17 protein-coding genes, 1 riboswitch and 1 other annotated feature (1 of these 19 running past the window's edge) are annotated in these 18,676 nt (G+C 33.1%); of the genes, 13 read left to right on the top strand and 4 right to left on the bottom strand.

The window, feature by feature from the left end:
- Positions 1 to 216 (top strand) — a binding site (T-box leader); it begins 31 nt to the left of the window's first position.
- Positions 217 to 273: 57 nt separating this feature from the next.
- The 3 genes from iorA to CPAL_RS07665 are packed head-to-tail and all read left to right on the top strand — an operon-like array spanning position 274 to position 3,931.
- The gene (iorA, locus tag CPAL_RS07675; protein ID WP_106024362.1) at positions 274 to 2,097 is read left to right on the top strand and encodes an indolepyruvate ferredoxin oxidoreductase subunit alpha; all 1,824 of its coding nucleotides are present in this window, start codon (positions 274 to 276) and stop codon (positions 2,095 to 2,097) included.
- Entirely contained in the window at positions 2,097 to 2,705 is a 609-nt protein-coding gene (locus tag CPAL_RS07670; protein WP_106024361.1) for an indolepyruvate oxidoreductase subunit beta, read from the top strand. Before iorA ends, CPAL_RS07670 begins: the two co-directional genes overlap by 1 nt.
- Entirely contained in the window at positions 2,705 to 3,931 is a 1,227-nt protein-coding gene (locus CPAL_RS07665) for a phenylacetate--CoA ligase family protein (RefSeq protein WP_106024360.1), read from the top strand. Before CPAL_RS07670 ends, CPAL_RS07665 begins: the two co-directional genes overlap by 1 nt.
- Before the next feature lie 51 nt (positions 3,932 to 3,982).
- On the opposite strand, the gene CPAL_RS07660 is transcribed toward CPAL_RS07665, so the two are convergent.
- Both CPAL_RS07660 and CPAL_RS07655 read right to left on the bottom strand, forming a co-directional pair.
- The gene (locus CPAL_RS07660) at positions 3,983 to 7,420 is read right to left on the bottom strand and encodes a pyruvate carboxylase (protein WP_165815362.1); all 3,438 of its coding nucleotides are present in this window, start codon (positions 7,418 to 7,420) and stop codon (positions 3,983 to 3,985) included.
- Between the two features lie 261 nt (positions 7,421 to 7,681).
- On the bottom strand, positions 7,682 to 8,011 hold the full coding sequence (locus CPAL_RS07655; RefSeq protein ID WP_061857731.1) for a hypothetical protein: 330 nt from the start codon (positions 8,009 to 8,011) through the stop codon (positions 7,682 to 7,684).
- 274 nt (positions 8,012 to 8,285) lie between these two features.
- Here CPAL_RS07655 and CPAL_RS07650 point away from each other — a divergent pair, with 274 nt between their 5' ends.
- The 5 genes from CPAL_RS07650 to CPAL_RS07630 all read left to right on the top strand — a co-directional run bounded on the left by CPAL_RS07650 (position 8,286) and on the right by CPAL_RS07630 (position 12,184).
- On the top strand, positions 8,286 to 8,702 hold the full coding sequence (locus CPAL_RS07650) for a CBS domain-containing protein (protein WP_061857730.1): 417 nt from the start codon (positions 8,286 to 8,288) through the stop codon (positions 8,700 to 8,702).
- A 72-nt stretch (positions 8,703 to 8,774) separates the two neighbouring features.
- A riboswitch (TPP riboswitch) is annotated at positions 8,775 to 8,876 on the top strand.
- Between the two features lie 98 nt (positions 8,877 to 8,974).
- Positions 8,975 to 9,643, top strand: a complete 669-nt coding sequence (gene tenA, locus CPAL_RS07645; protein ID WP_061857729.1) for a thiaminase II — start codon at positions 8,975 to 8,977, stop codon at positions 9,641 to 9,643.
- Entirely contained in the window at positions 9,644 to 10,411 is a 768-nt protein-coding gene (locus CPAL_RS07640) for an ABC transporter ATP-binding protein (RefSeq protein WP_061857728.1), read from the top strand. It begins immediately after the preceding gene.
- A complete protein-coding gene (locus CPAL_RS07635) occupies positions 10,408 to 11,190 on the top strand; it encodes an ABC transporter permease (protein ID WP_061857727.1) in 783 nt (260 codons plus the stop codon). The genes CPAL_RS07640 and CPAL_RS07635 overlap by 4 nt, the downstream gene beginning before the upstream one ends.
- Positions 11,171 to 12,184 carry an ABC transporter substrate-binding protein gene (locus CPAL_RS07630; RefSeq protein ID WP_061857726.1) on the top strand — a complete coding sequence of 338 codons (1,014 nt, stop codon included), beginning with the start codon at positions 11,171 to 11,173 and terminating at the stop codon, positions 12,182 to 12,184. Before CPAL_RS07635 ends, CPAL_RS07630 begins: the two co-directional genes overlap by 20 nt.
- Positions 12,185 to 12,279: 95 nt before the next feature.
- On the opposite strand, the gene CPAL_RS07625 is transcribed toward CPAL_RS07630, so the two are convergent.
- Positions 12,280 to 14,178, bottom strand: a complete 1,899-nt coding sequence (locus tag CPAL_RS07625) for a type I glutamate--ammonia ligase (RefSeq protein WP_106024359.1) — start codon at positions 14,176 to 14,178, stop codon at positions 12,280 to 12,282.
- A 342-nt stretch (positions 14,179 to 14,520) separates the two neighbouring features.
- Between CPAL_RS07625 and murI the strand changes: the two genes are divergently transcribed.
- The 5 genes from murI (at position 14,521) to CPAL_RS07600 (ending at position 17,715) form a co-directional block, all read left to right on the top strand.
- Complete coding sequence (gene murI, locus CPAL_RS07620) at positions 14,521 to 15,294, top strand: glutamate racemase (RefSeq protein ID WP_061857724.1); 774 nt, start codon at positions 14,521 to 14,523, stop codon at positions 15,292 to 15,294.
- A 97-nt stretch (positions 15,295 to 15,391) separates the two neighbouring features.
- Entirely contained in the window at positions 15,392 to 15,859 is a 468-nt protein-coding gene (locus CPAL_RS07615) for a hypothetical protein (protein ID WP_061857723.1), read from the top strand.
- Between the two features lie 91 nt (positions 15,860 to 15,950).
- Entirely contained in the window at positions 15,951 to 16,466 is a 516-nt protein-coding gene (locus CPAL_RS07610; RefSeq protein WP_061857722.1) for a peptidylprolyl isomerase, read from the top strand.
- A gap of 19 nt (positions 16,467 to 16,485) precedes the next feature.
- Positions 16,486 to 16,878 (top strand): DUF3783 domain-containing protein, encoded by a 393-nt coding sequence (locus CPAL_RS07605; RefSeq protein ID WP_061857721.1) that lies wholly within the window; start codon positions 16,486 to 16,488, stop codon positions 16,876 to 16,878.
- Between the two features lie 159 nt (positions 16,879 to 17,037).
- Complete coding sequence (locus CPAL_RS07600) at positions 17,038 to 17,715, top strand: helix-turn-helix transcriptional regulator (RefSeq protein ID WP_061857720.1); 678 nt, start codon at positions 17,038 to 17,040, stop codon at positions 17,713 to 17,715.
- 201 nt (positions 17,716 to 17,916) lie between these two features.
- On the opposite strand, the gene CPAL_RS07595 is transcribed toward CPAL_RS07600, so the two are convergent.
- Complete coding sequence (locus CPAL_RS07595; RefSeq protein ID WP_061857719.1) at positions 17,917 to 18,561, bottom strand: MBL fold metallo-hydrolase; 645 nt, start codon at positions 18,559 to 18,561, stop codon at positions 17,917 to 17,919.
- Positions 18,562 to 18,676 lie beyond the last annotated feature (115 nt).

The following is an 18,676-nucleotide window of genomic DNA, read 5'->3' as shown; positions in this document are numbered from 1 at the left end:
AACCCTTTAATACAGAGAGTCGCTAGATGGTGAGAATGCGGCTGCAAAGGAAATTTTGAATGGACTTGCGAGGGAAGCCCGAAATCCTTAGAGAGTAGGCGCTTACGGGAACCCTGCCCGTTATAAATAGGGTGTGTATGTTAGTACGCAAAATAAGTGGGCGTTTTATCGTCAATTTGGGTGGTACCGCAGAGGTTATAAGCTTTTGTCCCTAATTTTAGGGATAAGAGCTTTTTTTATTTTAAAAATTCTAAATAAATAGGGGGTATGAATATGGCAGTTGAGCTGCTAATGGGCAATGAAGCCATTGCCATGGGGGCAATTCATTCTGGGGTTGGAATTGTAACTGGATATCCAGGAACACCTTCCACAGAGATAATTGAAACAGTAGCAAAGAAAAATCCAGGGGACGTATATGTTGAATGGTCAGTTAACGAAAAGTCAGCTTTAGAAGTAGCCGCAGGAGCTGCATATGCAGGAATGAGGGCTATGGTAACAATGAAACAGGTTGGGCTAAATGTAGCTTCAGATCCGCTTATGAGCCTTTCATATATTGGGGTAAAAGGCGGCATGGTAATTGTAGTAGCAGATGATCCAGGCCCTATTTCTTCTCAAACAGAGCAGGACACAAGGCACTTTGCAGCTTTTTCAAAATTACCTGTATTTGATCCATCTTCTCCTGAGGAAGCCTATCACATGATAGGAGATGCCTTTGAGTATTCTGAAAAATACAATATACCTGTTTTGCTTCGCCCAACTACAAGGGTTTGCCATGGCTATGCTGCTGTAGAAGTAAGTGAAAACATTAAAAAATTTGAGCCTGAAGGCTTTGTAAAAGATCCTAAGTGGGCTATTTTCCCTGCGCTTTCTTACAAAAAACATTTAAAAATCGAGGAAATGCAGTCAGTGCTAATGGAGGACTTTTCTAAGTATACATTCAACTCCGTAACAGGAAGTGGCAGAAAAGGCATAGCAACAGGTGGCGTAAGTTATGCCTACACCTGCGAAGCTTTATCAAATTTAAAGGTAAATCTACAAGGAAATTTACAGGTACAGCAGGGACAGTGCAAGGTTTTTAAAGTTGCAACGCCAAATCCATTTCCAGAAAAACTTGCTTTGGAATTTTTAAAAGATATTGATGAAGTGTTGGTAATTGAGGAACTGGATCCAGTTATTGAAAAGCAGCTTATCTATCTATGCGGAAAACACAATTTAAAAGTAAAAATAATGGGAAAGGGTACAAATCACATACAAAAGGCAGGAGAAAATACAGTGCAGTCCGTTACTGAGGCCATTTCAAAGTTCTTAAATGTGCCTGCACCTGAATTAAAGTCAGTTTTAGATTTGCCAGTAATGCCAGTAAGACCTCCAGTGCTGTGCGCAGGCTGTCCTCATAGAGCATCCTTCTATGCAGTAAAACAGGCTATGAAAGGCAGAAAAGCAGTATTTTCAGGGGACATAGGCTGCTATACTCTAGGAAATGCAAAGCCTTTAGAAATGGTTGATACATGTCTTTGCATGGGGGCAGGTATTACCATAGCTCAAGGGTTGCACAGAGTTGAACCTGATATTGTAAACTTTGCCTTTATCGGAGATTCAACATTCTTTCACACTGGAATACCAGGTGTAGTCAATGCAGTTTACAACGGTACAGATATAGTAATTATTGTGCTGGACAATTCCAACACTGCTATGACGGGCAATCAGCCAAATCCAGCAACTGGCAAAACAGCCATGGGAAGTTTTCATGAAAAAATAAGCATAAGCAATGTGTTAAAAGCCCTTGGTGTAAAGTATGTAAAAACTATTAATCCTTTCGATTTAGAAAAATCCATTGAGGCTGTAAAAGAAGCAGCAGATTTTAAAGGAGTATCAGCAGTTATTTTTGAGTCTCCATGCATTGCAGTAACACCTCCTTTACCTTTATACGCAATAGATAAAGATAAGTGCACAGGATGCAAGAAATGCATTAGAGAAATTGGGTGTCCTGCCATTGTAAAAGATGAGGACAAAGTCAAAATAGATGAAAGTTTATGCAATGGCTGTTCTTTATGCGTAAATGTCTGTCCTTTTGACGCTATTGGAGGTGAGAATTAATGATAAATTGTATACTTACAGGTGTCGGCGGACAGGGTATTGTTCTGGCATCAAAGCTCATTGGACAGTCTGCCATAGATAAAGGAATGATGGTACGAACATCTGAGACAATAGGAATGGCTCAAAGAGGAGGATGTGTAGTGAGCCATGTTAGAATAGGGGATAAAATAGGGGACACATGTCATTCTCCTTTAATACCTCTTAACATGGCAGATGTAGTTATGGGATTTGAGCCAGCAGAGGCAGTACGCTATTTTCCTTATTTAAAAGAAGGTGGCACTGTAATAATAAATAAAAATCCAGTAAAGCCTGTAACAGATTCACTATCAAAGACAGACTATGATGTCAAGCAAATGATTGATTATCTAAAGAGCAAAGTAGAGAACTTAATTTTAATAGATGGAGACACCATTGCAAGAGAGTGTGGCTCTTATAAGGTATTGAACATGGTGCTTTTAGGTTCTGCAGCAGCTTCAGGTGCCCTTGGGATTTCAACTCATGATCTAAAGAAAACCATAAATAAAAAGTTCAGCGGCAAGTTTTTAAATCTAAACCTTCAAGCCATAAGTGCTGGGGAAAAGGCAGTTTTAAAGGGGGAAAATAAATAATGAATGAATTTCAGTTTGATAAAATAAAAGAAGTGCTAACGAGAGTATCTGAAAAAAGTAATTTTTATAAGGAAAAATTTAAGGGAATTGACATAAAAGAAATTCAAACTAAAGAGGACTTTGAAAAGCTGCCTTTTACAGATAAAAATGACCTTAGAAATGCTTATCCTTTAGGACTTCAAGCTGTGCCTAATGATGAAATTGTAAGGATTCATTCCTCTTCAGGAACTACAGGGACACCTGTTGTAATTCCTTATACAAGGCAAGATGTATTAGACTGGGCAGAGATGTTTAAGCGCTGCTATGAAACAGCTGGAATTACAAGTGAAGATAACATTCAAATAACTCCAGGATATGGGCTTTGGACTGCAGGAATAGGCTTTCAGACAGGGGCAGAGCTGCTTGGTGCTATGGTAATTCCTATGGGCCCTGGCAACACAGAAAAGCAGATTAAAATGATGATGGATTTAAAAAGCACAGTTTTGTGCGCCACTTCTTCCTATGCTCTTTTATTATCCGAAGAAATTACAAAGCGAAATCTAAATGACAAAATTAGCTTAAAAAAAGGCATAATAGGGTCAGAGCGTTGGGGAGAAAAGATGAGAAATACTATTGCAAAGAATCTTGGAATTGAACTTTACGATATTTATGGCCTTACAGAAATATATGGACCAGGTATTGCCATAAGCTGTGATGAAGGATTTGCTATGCATTACTGGGATGATTATGTGTATTTTGAAATTGTGGACCCTGATACAGGAAGACCTGTCCCTTATGGTGAAATGGGAGAGCTGGTTATAACTACTTTGAGAAAAGAGGCGGCTCCCCTTATTAGATACCGTACTCATGACTTAACCAGGTTCATTGAGGGAGAATGTCCTTGCGGAAATAAGCATCCAAGGATTGGCACTATTGTTGGACGTACAGATGATATGGTAAAAGTAAAGGGCACTAACATTTTCCCTGGTCAAATTGATGAAATCTTAAAAGAAGTTGATGGGGCAAGCAGTGAATATCAAGTGGTAATAGAACATGTAAATGGTAAGGATGCTTTAACATTGTCCTTTGAAATAGAACCAAATGCAAACATTGAAGAGGTTGAACACAATACAAAAGGCCGCTTCAAGAGCAAAGTAGGCATTACTATTATTCCAAAAGCTGTCCCTATAGGTACTCTTCCAAGAAGTGAGAAAAAGTCTACTAGAATTTTTGATTACAGATACTGAAAAACAAAGGCTCTGAGATTAATTTTTCAATCTCAGAGCCTTAATACATTTTTATTTTAGTTTTACTACAAGTTGGCCAGATTTAACACTTTGCCCTTCTTTAACGAGCACAGAATCAACTGTACCGCTAGCTGAAGCAGTAATATTTGTTTCCATCTTCATGGCTTCAATAACAATCAAGCTGTCATTTTCCTTAACTTCGTCTCCTTCTTTAACAAGTACCTTTAGTACTGTTCCAGGTATGCTGGAGCCAATTTGAAGAGGATCATTTATGTCAGCCATCTGTATAGAGGATCTCTTATTTGCAGTTGCTTGAGTGGTTGCTCTGTCTTTTATCTTTATGTCACGTCTATTTCCGTTAACTTCAAAGGAAAGAGTTCTGTATCCCTCTGAGTCAATCTTGCTTACTGCAAGGAGTTTAATAATGATGGTTTTTCCTTCTGCTACAGCAACTTCGCAAGTTTCTCCTTCACGCAAGCCGTGGAAGAATACGTCACTGCCCATTCTGCTCAAATCGCCGTTTTCCTTAACGAATTTTAGATAATCTGTAAATACATCTGGATACAAAGCATAGCTCAATACATCCTGTTGAGTTGGCTCAATTCCAAAGTTTTCTTTAAGTCCCTTTGCAATATATTCAAAGTCTTCAGGAGGAAGAAGTTCTCCAGGTCTGCAAGTTATAGGTTTCTCTCCTTTTAAGACAATCTTTTGAAGTTCTTTCGGGAAACCACCTTCAGGCTGGCCCATCATTCCTTTAAAGTAGGCAACTACTGAATCTGGGAAAGCTAGATCTTTACCTTTTTCTAATATATTTTCAGGAGTTAAATTATTCTGTACCATGAATATAGCTAAATCTCCAACCATTTTAGAAGAAGGAGTTACTTTTACTATATCTCCAACTAAAGTATTTACCTGTTTATATGCCTCTTTAACTTCATCAAATCTGTGACCAAGACCAAAGCTTTCAACTTGAGGCTTTAGGTTTGAATATTGACCTCCTGGAATTTCATATTTATAGATTTCTGTAGAGCCTGATTTCAGTCCGGATTCAAATTTCTCATAAACAGGTCTTACTGCAGCCCAGTAATCTGAAAGCTTTTGAAGTCCATCTATATCTAGTCCAGTAGCTCTCTTTGTGTTTTCAAGAGCTGCTACAACTGAGTTTAATGCAGGTTGACTTGTAAGTCCAGCCATGCTATTTAGTGCTGTGTCCACAATATCTACTCCAGCTTCAGCAGCCATTATTATAGTTGCTACACCATTACCAGTAGTATCGTGAGTATGAAGGTGTATAGGTATTGAAATTTCTTCTTTAAGAGCTTTTACTAGTTTATATGCTGCATAAGGTTTTAAAAGAGCAGACATATCCTTTATACCTAGTATGTGGGCACCCATCTTTTCTATTTCTTTTGCTTTATTTATATAATATTTTAAAGAATATTTATCACGGGAAGGATCTAGTATATCTCCTGTGTAACAGATACAAGCTTCTGCAATTTTTCCAGTTTTCAAGGTTTGATCAATTGCAACTTCCATGCCTTTTAACCAGTTTAGGGAATCAAATATTCTAAATACATCTATTCCAGAAGCTGCAGATTCATTTATAAATTCTCTAATTACATTATCAGGGTAGTTTTTATAACCAACTCCATTAGAACCTCTTAAAAGCATTTGGAATAGGACATTAGGTATTCTCTTTCTTAACTCTTCAAGACGAACCCAAGGAGATTCTCTTAAAAATCTATATGCAACGTCAAATGTTGCACCTCCCCACATTTCAAGTGAGAATAAATCTTTCTCAAGAGCAGATGTAGCCTTTGCTACTTTAAGCATATCTATAGTTCTCATTCTTGTAGCCATCAAGGACTGATGAGCATCTCTCATGGTAGTGTCTGTAAGAAGTAATCTTTCCTGTGATTTTATCCAATCCACTAAAGCGTCTGGGCCTTTTTCGTCTAAAATTTGCTTAGTACCTCTTAAATCAGAAGGGATAGTAACTTTAGGCACATGTGGCACGTCAAAGTCTTTTTTTACTCCACGAGTTTCATTTATAACTTTTTCTCCTATATATCTTAGAATATTATATTCTTTATCTTGCTCTGCGGAAATGTTAAAAAGTTCCTTAGTCTCTTCAATAAATCCTGTAGTACATTTACCTTCTGCAAAGGTAGGATGATTTAGGACATTGATTAAGAATCCTACATTTGTTTTTATACCTGATATAGTTAATTCCTTCATAGAACGAAGGGATTTTCTTATAGCATCTTCAAAGGTTCTTGCCCAGGTTGTTGTTTTTACAAGAAGACTGTCATAGTAAGGACTTATTACTGCTCCAGTAAATCCGTTTCCTCCGTCAAGTCTTACACCAAATCCAGAGCCAGTCCTATATACATCGATTTTTCCAGTGTCAGGAGCAAAATTATTAGATGGATCTTCTGTTGTTATTCTGCATTGAATAGAAAATCCACGAGGTTTAATATCTTCCTGAGATTTTATACCTATTTCTTTGGAGGAGAGAGGATATCCCATAGCGATTAATATCTGACTTTGTACAATGTCTATTCCAGTGGTCATTTCTGTTACTGTGTGTTCTACTTGAATTCTTGGGTTCATTTCTATAAAATAATGATTTCCGTGCATATCTACTAGAAACTCTAAAGTACCAGCGCTTATATAACCAACAGATTTAGCAATTTTTATAGCATCATTGCAGATTTCATTTCTTTTTTCCTCAGAAAGAGCAAACGCAGGAGTAAATTCAATTACCTTTTGATGACGCCTTTGAATAGAGCAATCTCTTTCATATAGGTGGACAATATTGCCGTATTTATCACCAAGAACTTGAACTTCGATATGTTTTGGCTTTTCTAAATATTTTTCAATAAATATATCATCTATTCCAAAGGCTTTTTTTGCTTCATTTTTAGCGCTTCTAAATGCAGGAAGAAGATCTTCTTTGTTTCTAACTATTCTCATACCACGACCGCCGCCACCAGCAGCAGCTTTTAACATAATTGGATATCCACAATATTCTGCAAATTCAAGCGCCTCTTTTTCTGAAGTTACAGGCTTTTCTATTCCAGGGATAGTAGGAACTCCAACATTATGAGCTAAAATTTTAGATTTAATTTTATCTCCAAGCTGTTCCATCATCTCTGCAGTAGGACCTATAAATTCAATACCAGCCTGTCGGCATTTTCTAGCAAACTCGGGGTTTTCTGAGAGAAATCCATATCCAGGATGGATAGCATCTACACCTTTTTTTAATGCTAGGTTGATTATTTCATCTATATTTAAATAAGCTTCAATAGGTCCTTGATTTTTCCCAATTAAATAAGCTTCATCGGCTTTAGTTCTGAATAAAGAAAACTTATCTTCTTCTGAATATATAGCAACAGTTCTTAATCCTAACTCGTTGCAAGCTCTAAAGATTCTAATAGCAATCTCACCCCTATTTGCTACTAGGACTCTTTTGAATCTTTTTATCATTCATAATCCCCCTTTTAAATTATAATATGTATAATATGTAGACATTGCAATTTTTATTATTTTATAAATTCAAAAATAAGAATAACTTTATTATATATCAGTTAAAGCATTATTTCAATTGCATATTTTGTTTTTTTTACTTGCAAAATTCGTTAAATTATCACGGGGTGTTGTTAATACCTACCCGCTAATTTATACTTGAATTAATAGGAGTATATACAAACATTAAGGTGCTAAAACCTAGCACCTTAATCATAAATGTTATTCATTGTTTTTTAGTTGTTGAATCTTATTTTTCATTTCGTTTATAGTAGATTTTAACTTAAGAGCATAATCGCAGTCTTCTACTAGTTCGGGGTCTATATACAATCCAGCGCTGTGTTTTTCGCATAGTTTTTTTCCAATTAGTGCATAAACATCTTTTAATTTGGATTCCTCAGAAGTTATAGATACTGTGAGCTTTGAAATTTCAATAAGCTCATTTGATTTTTTAGCTACTACAGCAGAACCCTCTTTAGCAGTTTGAGCAACAGTAGAAGCAGTATCTACAGCAGTTTGCTTTAATTTAGAAAATGTATTTTTTAAATCCACAATATAACCCCCATTTTATATTTTTAATTATATTATGTTATAATTACATTATAAGCTTAATGTAAGAAAAATGCGACAATATTAAAAATATTATCTACATTTCTTAAATGGGAATGCTTGGGTAGATCTACTTTTCTCTATAAGAAAAGTATGTCGCAATTTTAAATGGAATGTTTAAATATCTTACCAATATATCGTGCATGAATTTCAGATGAGATAAATTGATGGGATAAATAAAAGTAATTAATTTATTTTATATTGGGGGGAAGGCAAAGTGAATATAGCTTTTTTTCTTACGCCTAAAAAAGATGTAATATATGAAAAAGAGACATCTACTATGAGACAGGTTTTAGAGAGAATGGAGTATCATAGATATACAGCGATTCCTATTATAGATGATAAAGGAAAATATATAGGAACTATAACAGAAGGGGATTTGTTGTGGAAGTTAAAGAATACTCCTGATTTAAATTTTAAAAATACTGATAAGGTAAAACTTAAAGATATACCTAGACGCATGATTAATAATCCGGTGAATATACAAGCAAATATTGAAGATTTGATGAATCTTGCTATAAATCAAAACTTTGTACCGGTAGTTGACGATAATGGAGTTTTTATAGGGATAATAAAAAGAAGTGAAATTATAAGTTATTACTATAAGAAAGCTTTTCAAATGAATGATAAATAGTCAATAACAAATAACAAGAAAATAAGATGTTGACAGAATTTTAGTTGGGATGTAAAATGGTATAAAAAATATATTGTACACTAGGGGAGCTGTTATGGCTGAGATGAATTTTTATTCAGACCCTTTAAACCTGCTCTGGGTAATGCCAGCGAAGGGAAGTTGTAACAATATAAGAGCTAAATCTAGGATTTTATATAGATTTAGCAATTAAGTTATGTTATTAACTCTTTTCAATGGTATGCCCAGTACTATTTGAAAGGAGTTGTTTTTTTATGCAATTTTCACAAAGACTATTTTTAAAAGGGAAACCTATTTGGGAAGCATGTTTAGAGCATCCTTTCTTAAAAGAACTTAGCAATGGTACTTTGGAAGAGGACAAGTTTTGTTTCTATGTTAAGCAGGATTATGTTTATTTAAAAGACTACATAAAACTTTTTGCATTAGGTATGGTTAAGTCAGATTCTTTAGAGGATATTCAGGCCTTTTCTAAATGTGCAAATGCTATAGTAAACATTGAGATGGATGCTCATATTGAATATGCTAAGAAGTTTGGAATAACTAAAGAGGAACTTCAAGCTACAAAGCCAAATGCAAATAACTTATCTTATACTAAGTTTATGCTTCAAGTATCCACAGAAGGGTCCCTAGCCGAGTTATTAGCTGCATTACTTCCTTGTATGTGGAGCTATGCATTTATTGGTAGTACTTTAGCTAAAAATGAAAAAGCATTAGAGCATCCTCTTTATAGAGAATGGATACTTACTTATGCAGACAAGGAATACAATAACCACAATAAGTGGTGTATTGAATTGATGGATAGGGAAGCTGAAGGACTTCCTGAAAGAGAACTTAAAAAGTTGGAGGAGATTTTTATTTTATCTTCAAAATATGAATATATGTTTTGGGATGGATGTTATAAAAAAGAAAGTTGGGTCATTTAGATGAAAGCGCTAGAAGTTAATAATTTATCATTTAAATATAAAGATTCAGATAAGCTTATAGCTGATGATTTATCATTTAGTATAAATAAAAATGAATTTGTTACAATTATTGCACCAAGTGGAACTGGCAAAAGTACTCTGTTTAAAATGATTTTGGGTCTGCTAAAGCCGGATAAAGGTACTATAAATATAGCAAATGAAAATCATAAAAATATTATAGGATATATGCCACAAAAAGATTGTTTAATGCCTTGGAGAAACATTCTTGATAATACATCAATTGGACTTGAATTAAATGGCTATAGTAAAAAAGAATCTAGGAAGATAGTAGCTGCATATTTTGAAAGTTTTGGGCTTAAAGGGACTGAAAAATCTTACCCATATGAATTATCGGGTGGCATGAAGCAAAGAGCTTCTTTTTTAAGGGCAATAGTAAACAAACCTTCATTGCTTTTATTAGATGAACCTTTTTCTTCCTTAGATGCATTAACAAGGAGAAAGATGCAAACATGGTTATTAGACCTTTTTCAGAAGGAAAAGAATACTGTATTTATGATAACCCATGATATTGAAGAGGCTTTACTTTTATCTGATAGGATACTTATTGCAACAGAACTTCCATATAAAAACTTAAAATCCATAGAGGTTAATATAAAAAGGCCTAGAACTTATGAAACTACACTTACTAGTGAGTTTGTAGAGCTAAAAAGGTCTATTTTAAATATCCTTGATATGCTAGATGAGAATAAGGAGGGAAAAGTAAAATGAAGAAGCTTAAGTATTATATATTCCCTTTACTATTCATAATATTGCTATTTTTAGTTTGGGAGGTTTTAGTTCCCTACTTTCACATTCCTAATTATATTGTACCTAGATTTTCTAAAGTATTAGGGGCATTATGGATTCAAAAACAGCTGCTATATAATCATTCCCTAGTAACTCTAAAAGAAGCAATAGTTGGACTTATCATATCTGTAGCTATAGGTATATCTTGTGCATTTTCTATATATTTTTGGAAAAATGTAGGTAGGACATTATATCCAATTATAATATTTTCTCAAACAATACCTATTATAGCTTTATCTCCTATTATGGTTATGTGGTTTGGATATACTATATGGTCAAAAGTAGCAGTTGTAGTGTTGTTTTGCTTTTTTCCTATAGTCATAAGTACACTGGATGGGTTAAATAGTGTAGACAAAGATTTAGAAGACGTTTTAAAGGCATTAGGAGGAAATAAAGCTCAAATATTCTTTAAGCTCCATATGAAATCCGTATTACCTAATTTTTTAAGCAGTTTTAAGATAGCTGCCACCTATAGTGTTGCAGGTGCTACTATAGGAGAATGGCTGGGGGCTGAAAAAGGATTGGGTATATATGTAAAAAGGGCAGCAGGAATGTTACAGTCAGATTCAGTTTTTGCAGGAGTGTTGGTTTTATCATTTTTAGGATTGCTACTATTTTCAATAGGAACTTTACTAGAAAAGATTTTGTTAAAATATAGAAGAGGAATGAAGGAGAGTAATTATGAGATTCAAAAAGGCTAGTATATTTTTGGTAATGCTTATGTTGTTTAGTTTAGTATTAAGTGGATGTGCAAGAAAGGAAAATGAGGAGAATAATAAGGAAGGGCAAAGTAATATTAAAGAGTTACAAGAATTTAATGTTCTTTTAGACTGGTATCCAAATGCAGTACACGCATTCTTATATGCGGCAGAAGATCAAGGATATTTTAAAGAAGAGGGATTAAAGGTTAATCTAATTACGCCAGCAGGTACTGAGGATGGAATTAAATTAGTAGCTACAGGTAAGGCGGATTTAGCTATAAGTTATCCAAAGCAAGTTATTTTATCTAGAGGAGAAAACATTCCTGTTAAATCAGTAGGAGCAATAGTTAGAACTTCTTTAAATCAACTTATGGTTCGTAGGGATGCAGGAATTAAAACATTAAAAGATTTAGAAGGGAAAAAAGTAGGTTTCCCAAGTTTTGAAATTGATAAAGAAACGGTAAATACAATGGTTAAAGAAGCTGGTGGGGAGCCTTCAAAAATTGAATTTGTAGATGTAGGTTATGAACTTATGGCTGGTATTGAAACTAAAAGGGTTGACGCAATTATAGGTGGATATATCAACCATGAAAAGATATTACTAGAAAAACAAGGAATCCAATTAGATACTTTCAACCCAGTTGATTATGGAGTGCCAAACAATTATGAATTAGTATTTATAGCTAGTGATGAAGGAATTAAAAATAATAATGATAATATACAAGCCTTTTTAAGGGCGGTTAAAAAAGGATTTGAATACACTAAGAATAATCCTGATAAAGCTTTAGACTTAGTATTAAAAGTACAAAATGAAAGCTTTCCTCTTGATGCAGAGATAGAAAAGAAGAGTTTAGAAATATTACTACCTTTAATGGAGGATCAAAGTGGAGACTTCTTAAGCCAAGATGAAGAGAATTGGAACAACAATATTAAATGGTTGCAAGAAAAGAGTTTACTTAAAGGAAAGGTTGATAGTAAATCTGTATTTCAATAAAACCTAGATTATGGAGTGGAGGCGCTAAGTGCAGTGAAAAGTTAAGAAAAGTGCTGAATTAAGCATTGCTTAATTCAGCACTTTTCTAATTATAACTATATATCTAGAAGATTTCTAGCATAGTCACTATAAAGCTCTCTTAACTCTGACATTTTACTTTCCATTTCAAGTTGAAGATTAGACACAGTTTCGTAGTCTTGGTTTTTAATTGCTTCTCTTATTCGTGTAAATAAAGATTTTGAAGAGTAACAATCCTTCATTAAATAAAGCCTTAGCTCATTAACCTTTTGCCACATAGTAACATCAATATCAAGAGCTTTTGAGGTATCATGAAGTATTTTGAAGCTTCTGATTTCATCAATATAATGAGGAATGATTCTTCCTTTAATTTCTGTTATCCATCTGTCTTTTACAGCAGACTTATAACTTTCAATTATCTTATCAGTAAATACGTTTCCTGACTTTAAAGTTTCTAGTTTTTTAGGGTAAGCATCAAAGGCACTGAGGTTTTCGTATACTGTGGCAGGAGCTTTTCCAAATAATCTATTTCGTTCTTCTTCAGTGTAGTCCTCGAAAACATCATCTTCGCTTCTATAAGCCCTGTCCTTTTCAAGATAATCAGCTTCATCTCCAGCTTTTTTTGAAAGTTCTGCTAAAAGTTCATCCTCTGTCTTTTTGTTAGTTAGTGCATAGTTTATACCATCGTTGCAAGCCATAAATAGAGCTGCTAAGGCAAGATAAGTATTTGTATGAGGGTTAGGGGATCTAAGTTCAAATCTATAAGCAAGAGGAGAGCCAATATCACGTATAACACCTACTAATATAGTTCTATTTCTAGAAGGTACATCTACAGAATGGCCTATAGAGGTAACTATACAAACAGGAGCTTCAAATCCAGGTTTTAATCTTCTGAAAGAATCATTGGTTGCAGTTACAAAAGGATTTATAATTTCATAATTTTTTAATACACCCATTAGAGAAGCATATCCATAAATGCTTAAGAAGTGTTTAGTTGTTGGAGCAAATAAGTTTATTTTTTTCCCATTCTTCAATTTTAAAGCTATGCTCAAATGAGTATGCTTACCGCTGCCAGCTACGTTATCTACAGGTTTAGCAAGGAAAGATACATCAAGTCCGTGGCGCCTAAAAGTTTCTTTTACTAAAATTCTTACAAATAGTTCGTTGTCAGCAGCTTGAAGAGCATCTGCATATTTCCAGTCCACTTCTAGTTGTTCCATTATATGAGTAAGATTTCCGCCTTCTCCTAAAGTAGCTTTAACTCCGCCAACTTCTTTATGGCCCATTTCAGCATTTAAGCCGTACTTATCCATTAATATTAAAGTTTCTTCTAGAGCTGTTCTAACTACACCTCTTGTCCTAGTCCAATACTGTTCTTTAAGCACTTGGGAAATTGAAAGCTCTTCAACATGAGCTTTTTCCTGAGGAGTTTTCACCCAAAATTCAAGCTCTGTCGCAGCTGTAGCAACTATATCTTGTATATCATCTATAGCTATTCCGTATACATCCAATAATTCAGGACAGTTTTTAAAGAAATTCATTAGATTTTGTTTCATATTAGTAATAGAAGACTTTAAAATATGTCTTGAATCTATTGCTTTTCCTTCATGCATTAAAAAACATGGAATTCTAAGAGTTCCTATAGGTTTTCCTAACTCTTTATCAAAGTTTTCAAAATTATAATCTACGAACCAATCAACCTCAGTATCTGGAATCATGTCCACCTTAGCATTATTCAAAGTAGCAATTCCAGGAAAGGCTACAGAAGATCCATCTGTTTGTATTGCACCCTTTAAAAATCCGTTTATATCTTCTAAAAATATTCTCATAGGGATTTTGGCATCTGTGTCATTGCCTGATAAATCGATACCTACTACAGATACAAACTTGATTTCAGGATGAGAGGTTAGTAATTTCTTCAGAACTTCTTCTGAGTGTTCTTCTTTGTGGATGGTGTAAATTAAATCATTAAACATATTTATCCTCCTTTTTATTGAAGTGCTTAAAGTTTTATGAGAATTTTAGATATTTATCATTTTGAGCCATAGTATATTAATAATTATATAAAAATAATATTATATAATTATCAAACTGTCAATTAGAAAGTGAGATCATGTAAAAGTTTAAAATCCTCAGACTGAAAATTAATAAACAATAAATATTATAAACTATAGAAAGAAAAATTGAAATTAAATCATTAAGGTTTATAATTAAAGGGAGTCAATATTAAAAGTAATATAAGTATAAAAATATGTATGAAATATAATCTCATAATATATTATATATATTTTAGAAATCGGAGGCGAATTTTAAATAATATGAATGTGAAAAATATGCCTATAGGATTTTTTGATTCAGGAGTTGGGGGATTAAGCGTATTAAGAGAAGCTATAAAACTTCTTCCAAATGAGGATTTTATATATTTTGGAGATTCAAAGAACGCTCCTTATGGAACAAAGAGTGTTGATGAGGTAAGAGAACTAAGTTTTAAGGCATCGGAGCTATTATTAAAGTATAGTGTTAAGGCTATAGTTGTAGCCTGCAATACTGCAACTAGTGCTGCCATTGAGAACTTAAGAAATACATACAAAAATATGCCCATAATAGGAATAGAACCTGCTTTAAAACCAGCAGTTGAGCTAAAAAGAGAAGGAAAAATTGTAATAATGGCAACACCTATGACATTGTCAGAAAAAAAGTTTTATAATCTTATGGAAAGATATAAAGAAAATGCCGATATAGTACCTCTCCCTTGTCCGGGATTAGTTGAATATATAGAAAAAGGAATAGTAAAAGGAAGAGAGGTTAATGAATTTTTAAAAGAAAAATTTCTACCTTTAAAAAATGAAAATGTATCTTCTGTGGTTCTTGGATGCACTCATTATCCATTTATAAAGGAAGAGTTAGCTAATGTTTTAGGAGATAAAGTTGCAATTATAGATGGAAGCAAGGGAACGGCAGCACAGCTAAAAAGACAGTTGCTAAATAGAGATATAATTAATGATAAAAAAGAGAAGGGTAAAATTACTATTTTAAATTCTTTAGAAAGTAATGAAATTATAGAGGTATCAAAAAAGTTATTACAATTATAATAAAACAATTTATCACCTTAAGTAAAGACAAGAATAAGCTATTACTATAAGAGTTTTTATCGACAGCGGACTATAACTATAGAAATAAGGTGATAAAGTGAAAGTTTTTACTGTAAGAAAGGAAGCGGAGGATTTAATAGATGAATCTAAGGATAGGACATCCTATATAAAACTTAATGAAAAAGAAAAGTTTAATTATATTATCATCAAAAATCCTTCTAATAGTAATGAGATATGTACAATAAAAACTATAAAAATTTCTATTGAAGATAAAGATAACGAATTACGTCTAATGCATGGAGAAGAAGAACTATTTAGAGGTTTAGAAGATTCAAAGTGTACAAATAAAGCAGGAATATTTAATATTGAAACAAAAATGCAAACACATAGAGATAATAAAAAAGTTGAACTGGAAAGAAAAAAACTCTTACAAAATGAGGAGTGCGATATTTTAAAGGACTATGCACTAATAATGCTTCCAAAGGGATGCCTATTTATAAGGCTTAGTGATGAGGTATCTCGTCTCAACATTAGTATAAATTGGACAAGTGAAAAGATTTATTGAAACTTTTGTGGTGAATATGTATAATATGGTATAATTTAGTCTAGTATATTAAATATCTTGCAGAAGTTAGAATGAGAGGAGAAAAAATATTATGAATCCGATTGTTACCATTAAAATGAAAAATGGAGATATTATTAAGGCTGAATTATATCCAGATATTGCTCCTAATACAGTTAATAATTTCATCAGCTTAGTAAAGAAAGGGTTCTATAATGGACTCATATTTCATAGAGTGATTCCAGGCTTTATGATTCAAGGAGGAGATCCAAAAGGTACAGGAGTTGGAGGACCAGGATATTCAATAAAGGGTGAATTCACATTTAATGGATTTAAAAATGATTTAAAACACACAAGAGGGGTATTATCCATGGCGAGAACTATGGATCCAAATTCAGCTGGAAGTCAATTTTTTATTATGGTAGAAGCAGCTCCACATCTAGATGGGCAATATGCTTCCTTTGGTAAGGTAATAGAGGGAATGGAAGCAGTAGATAAAATAGTTAACACAAAGACAGACTATAGAGATAAGCCGTATGAAGATCAAGTTATGGAAAGTGTTGTAGTGGATACTTTTGGAGTAGACTATCCAGAACCAGAAAAAATATAGAAAAAGTTGAGGTGTAAAAATGGCTTCTGAAACTGAAAAAACATTATTGATTTACGGGTTTAACAACCAGGAAGAAGAAGTATTAAAAAGGTTATCAGATGAAAATAACCTTCCTCAATATAAAGTCATTAAAGATGATATGGGAGAAACTACAGTAAGAGATATTTTATTAGGTAAGGCATATGAAAAAAAGATATGTAATTTACCTAAGGAAAAAGTAGTTTTATTTAATGGATGCGAAGATAGTGATGTTATGAACGGGATGAAGGTAATTAAAGATAACTTTAATGAAAAACCGATTTTTGCTGTGGTAACGCCTACATCAATTGGATGGAAGTTTAAAGAACTTTTGGAACACCTAATGCAAGAACGAGAGTGGTATGAGAGTAGAAAGAAGCAAGAAAAAAGATAATAGAATAAAGTAGAAATTAGCCCTTGAGATTATTTCATTTCAAGGGCTGTTTTATTTTTACTTATAAAATGTATTGTTGATAAGTGAGGAAACATTGTATTAAAATATAATATAATAATATATTATCTTAAAAAATGTTAATTTGGAGGAAATTGAGATATGAGCAGAGTGGGGAGCAAGATAAAAGATGCTAGATTAAGCTTAAAAATGACTGAAAAACAGCTAGCTAAAAAGCTTGGAGTTTCAGAGGGTTTTATAAAAGAAGTGGAAAGCGGAAGAAGAGTTATAAATGAAAGTATTATGAATAAAATATCAAAGGTTTTAGGAAAAGATTTTAATGATATCACAATGTCTTTTGAAGCTGAAACCTTTGAAGAGGCAATAGATAAAAAAGAAGAAAAAAGAGAAAATAAAAAGAATGTTGAGGCAGTAAATGATATTTGGAATGATGCTTTTAGCTCTGTACTGAAGTCAGTCCCAGTTTATGGTTATGACATGAACAAAGCTTTAGCGTTAAGAAAGATGCCTGTTATAAATAATAAAATAGAAGGCTATTCAAAGGATAAGGTTTTATTTTTGCAAATAGAAGATGATGATATGATAGGATATAGAATATCAAAAGGTGATATAGCCTTTGGACATATAACTCATGAAATAGAAAACAATGCAATTTGTCTTATAGAAAGAGGCAATAAAAGATATGTAAGACAAATAAAGAAATTAGATAGTAGTAAATTATTATTAATAAGCAACAGCAGCACCTTAAGAACTGAAACCGTAGGAATAAAAGACATTAAAGTTTTAGTAAGACTTGATAGAGTGGAAATAACTTTATAATAGTAGTGAAGAGCATAATAAAAACAAGTTTAGGGAGTTTAGGGGCTTTAGTAAGTTTAGGGAGTAGGGAATAAGAAATTGTGTATTGGTTATTAAATGATGCTAAACTTCCTAAACTCCCTTAAACATATAGGGAATTTTAAACTTTGCACTTTTAACTAATATATTTAAAATCTTTTGGATATACAAAGAACCTAGTTATTAATTTTGTGGAGCTGGTTCTAGAATTTTAACTACATTTCTTTCTGTAAGTTCACCTTCAACTTTAAGAATATGACTTTCTACTTTAGTAGCATTTTTCATGTTGGTTATAAAGGTTTCAACTCCAGATATAGGGAAAGATATATAGGATGTTTTATAGTGCATAGGTATTATTATGTGAGGATTAATACTTTTTGCAACGTATGAAGCTTCCTTTCCATCTATAGTATAATTTCCTCCAACGGGAATAAGAAGCACATCAATATCTCCTATCTTTTTTATGTCTTCTTCAGATAGAATATGTCCAAGGTCTCCTAAATGACAGACTTTGTATCCATCTATAGTTAATACATAAATAATATTTTCTCCTCTTTTAGCTCCTTTTACATCGTCATGATAAGATGGTATTCCTTCTACAGGTATATCACATTTGTTGAATAAACCTACTTTATCTATAATTTCAGGCTTATTCTTTATGCTATCTAAGTAATCATGATCAAAATGATGATGACTTATGGTTACTAAATCAACTTCATCTTTAAAGGTTTTGTATCCTACAGAATCATCAAAAGGATCTGTTAAAATTCTTCTCCCTTTGGAATCTTTAATTAAAAAGCAGGAATGACCAATCCAAGTTATTTCCATTAAAAACACTTCCTTTACAAAACTTTAGTATTTCCATTATAGGTAATTATATCATATAGTATGGACTTAACTGTATAAAAAATTACACTGATAATTTAATTCTTAAACACATAAA

Origin of the sequence: Clostridium thermopalmarium DSM 5974, assembly GCF_002995795.1 — a bacterium.
In the GTDB taxonomy this organism is placed as follows: Bacteria; Bacillota; Clostridia; order Clostridiales; family Clostridiaceae; genus Clostridium_H; species Clostridium_H thermopalmarium.
The sequence above is the reverse complement of the archived record's forward strand: the minus strand, read 5'-3'. Positions and strand labels throughout refer to the sequence as shown.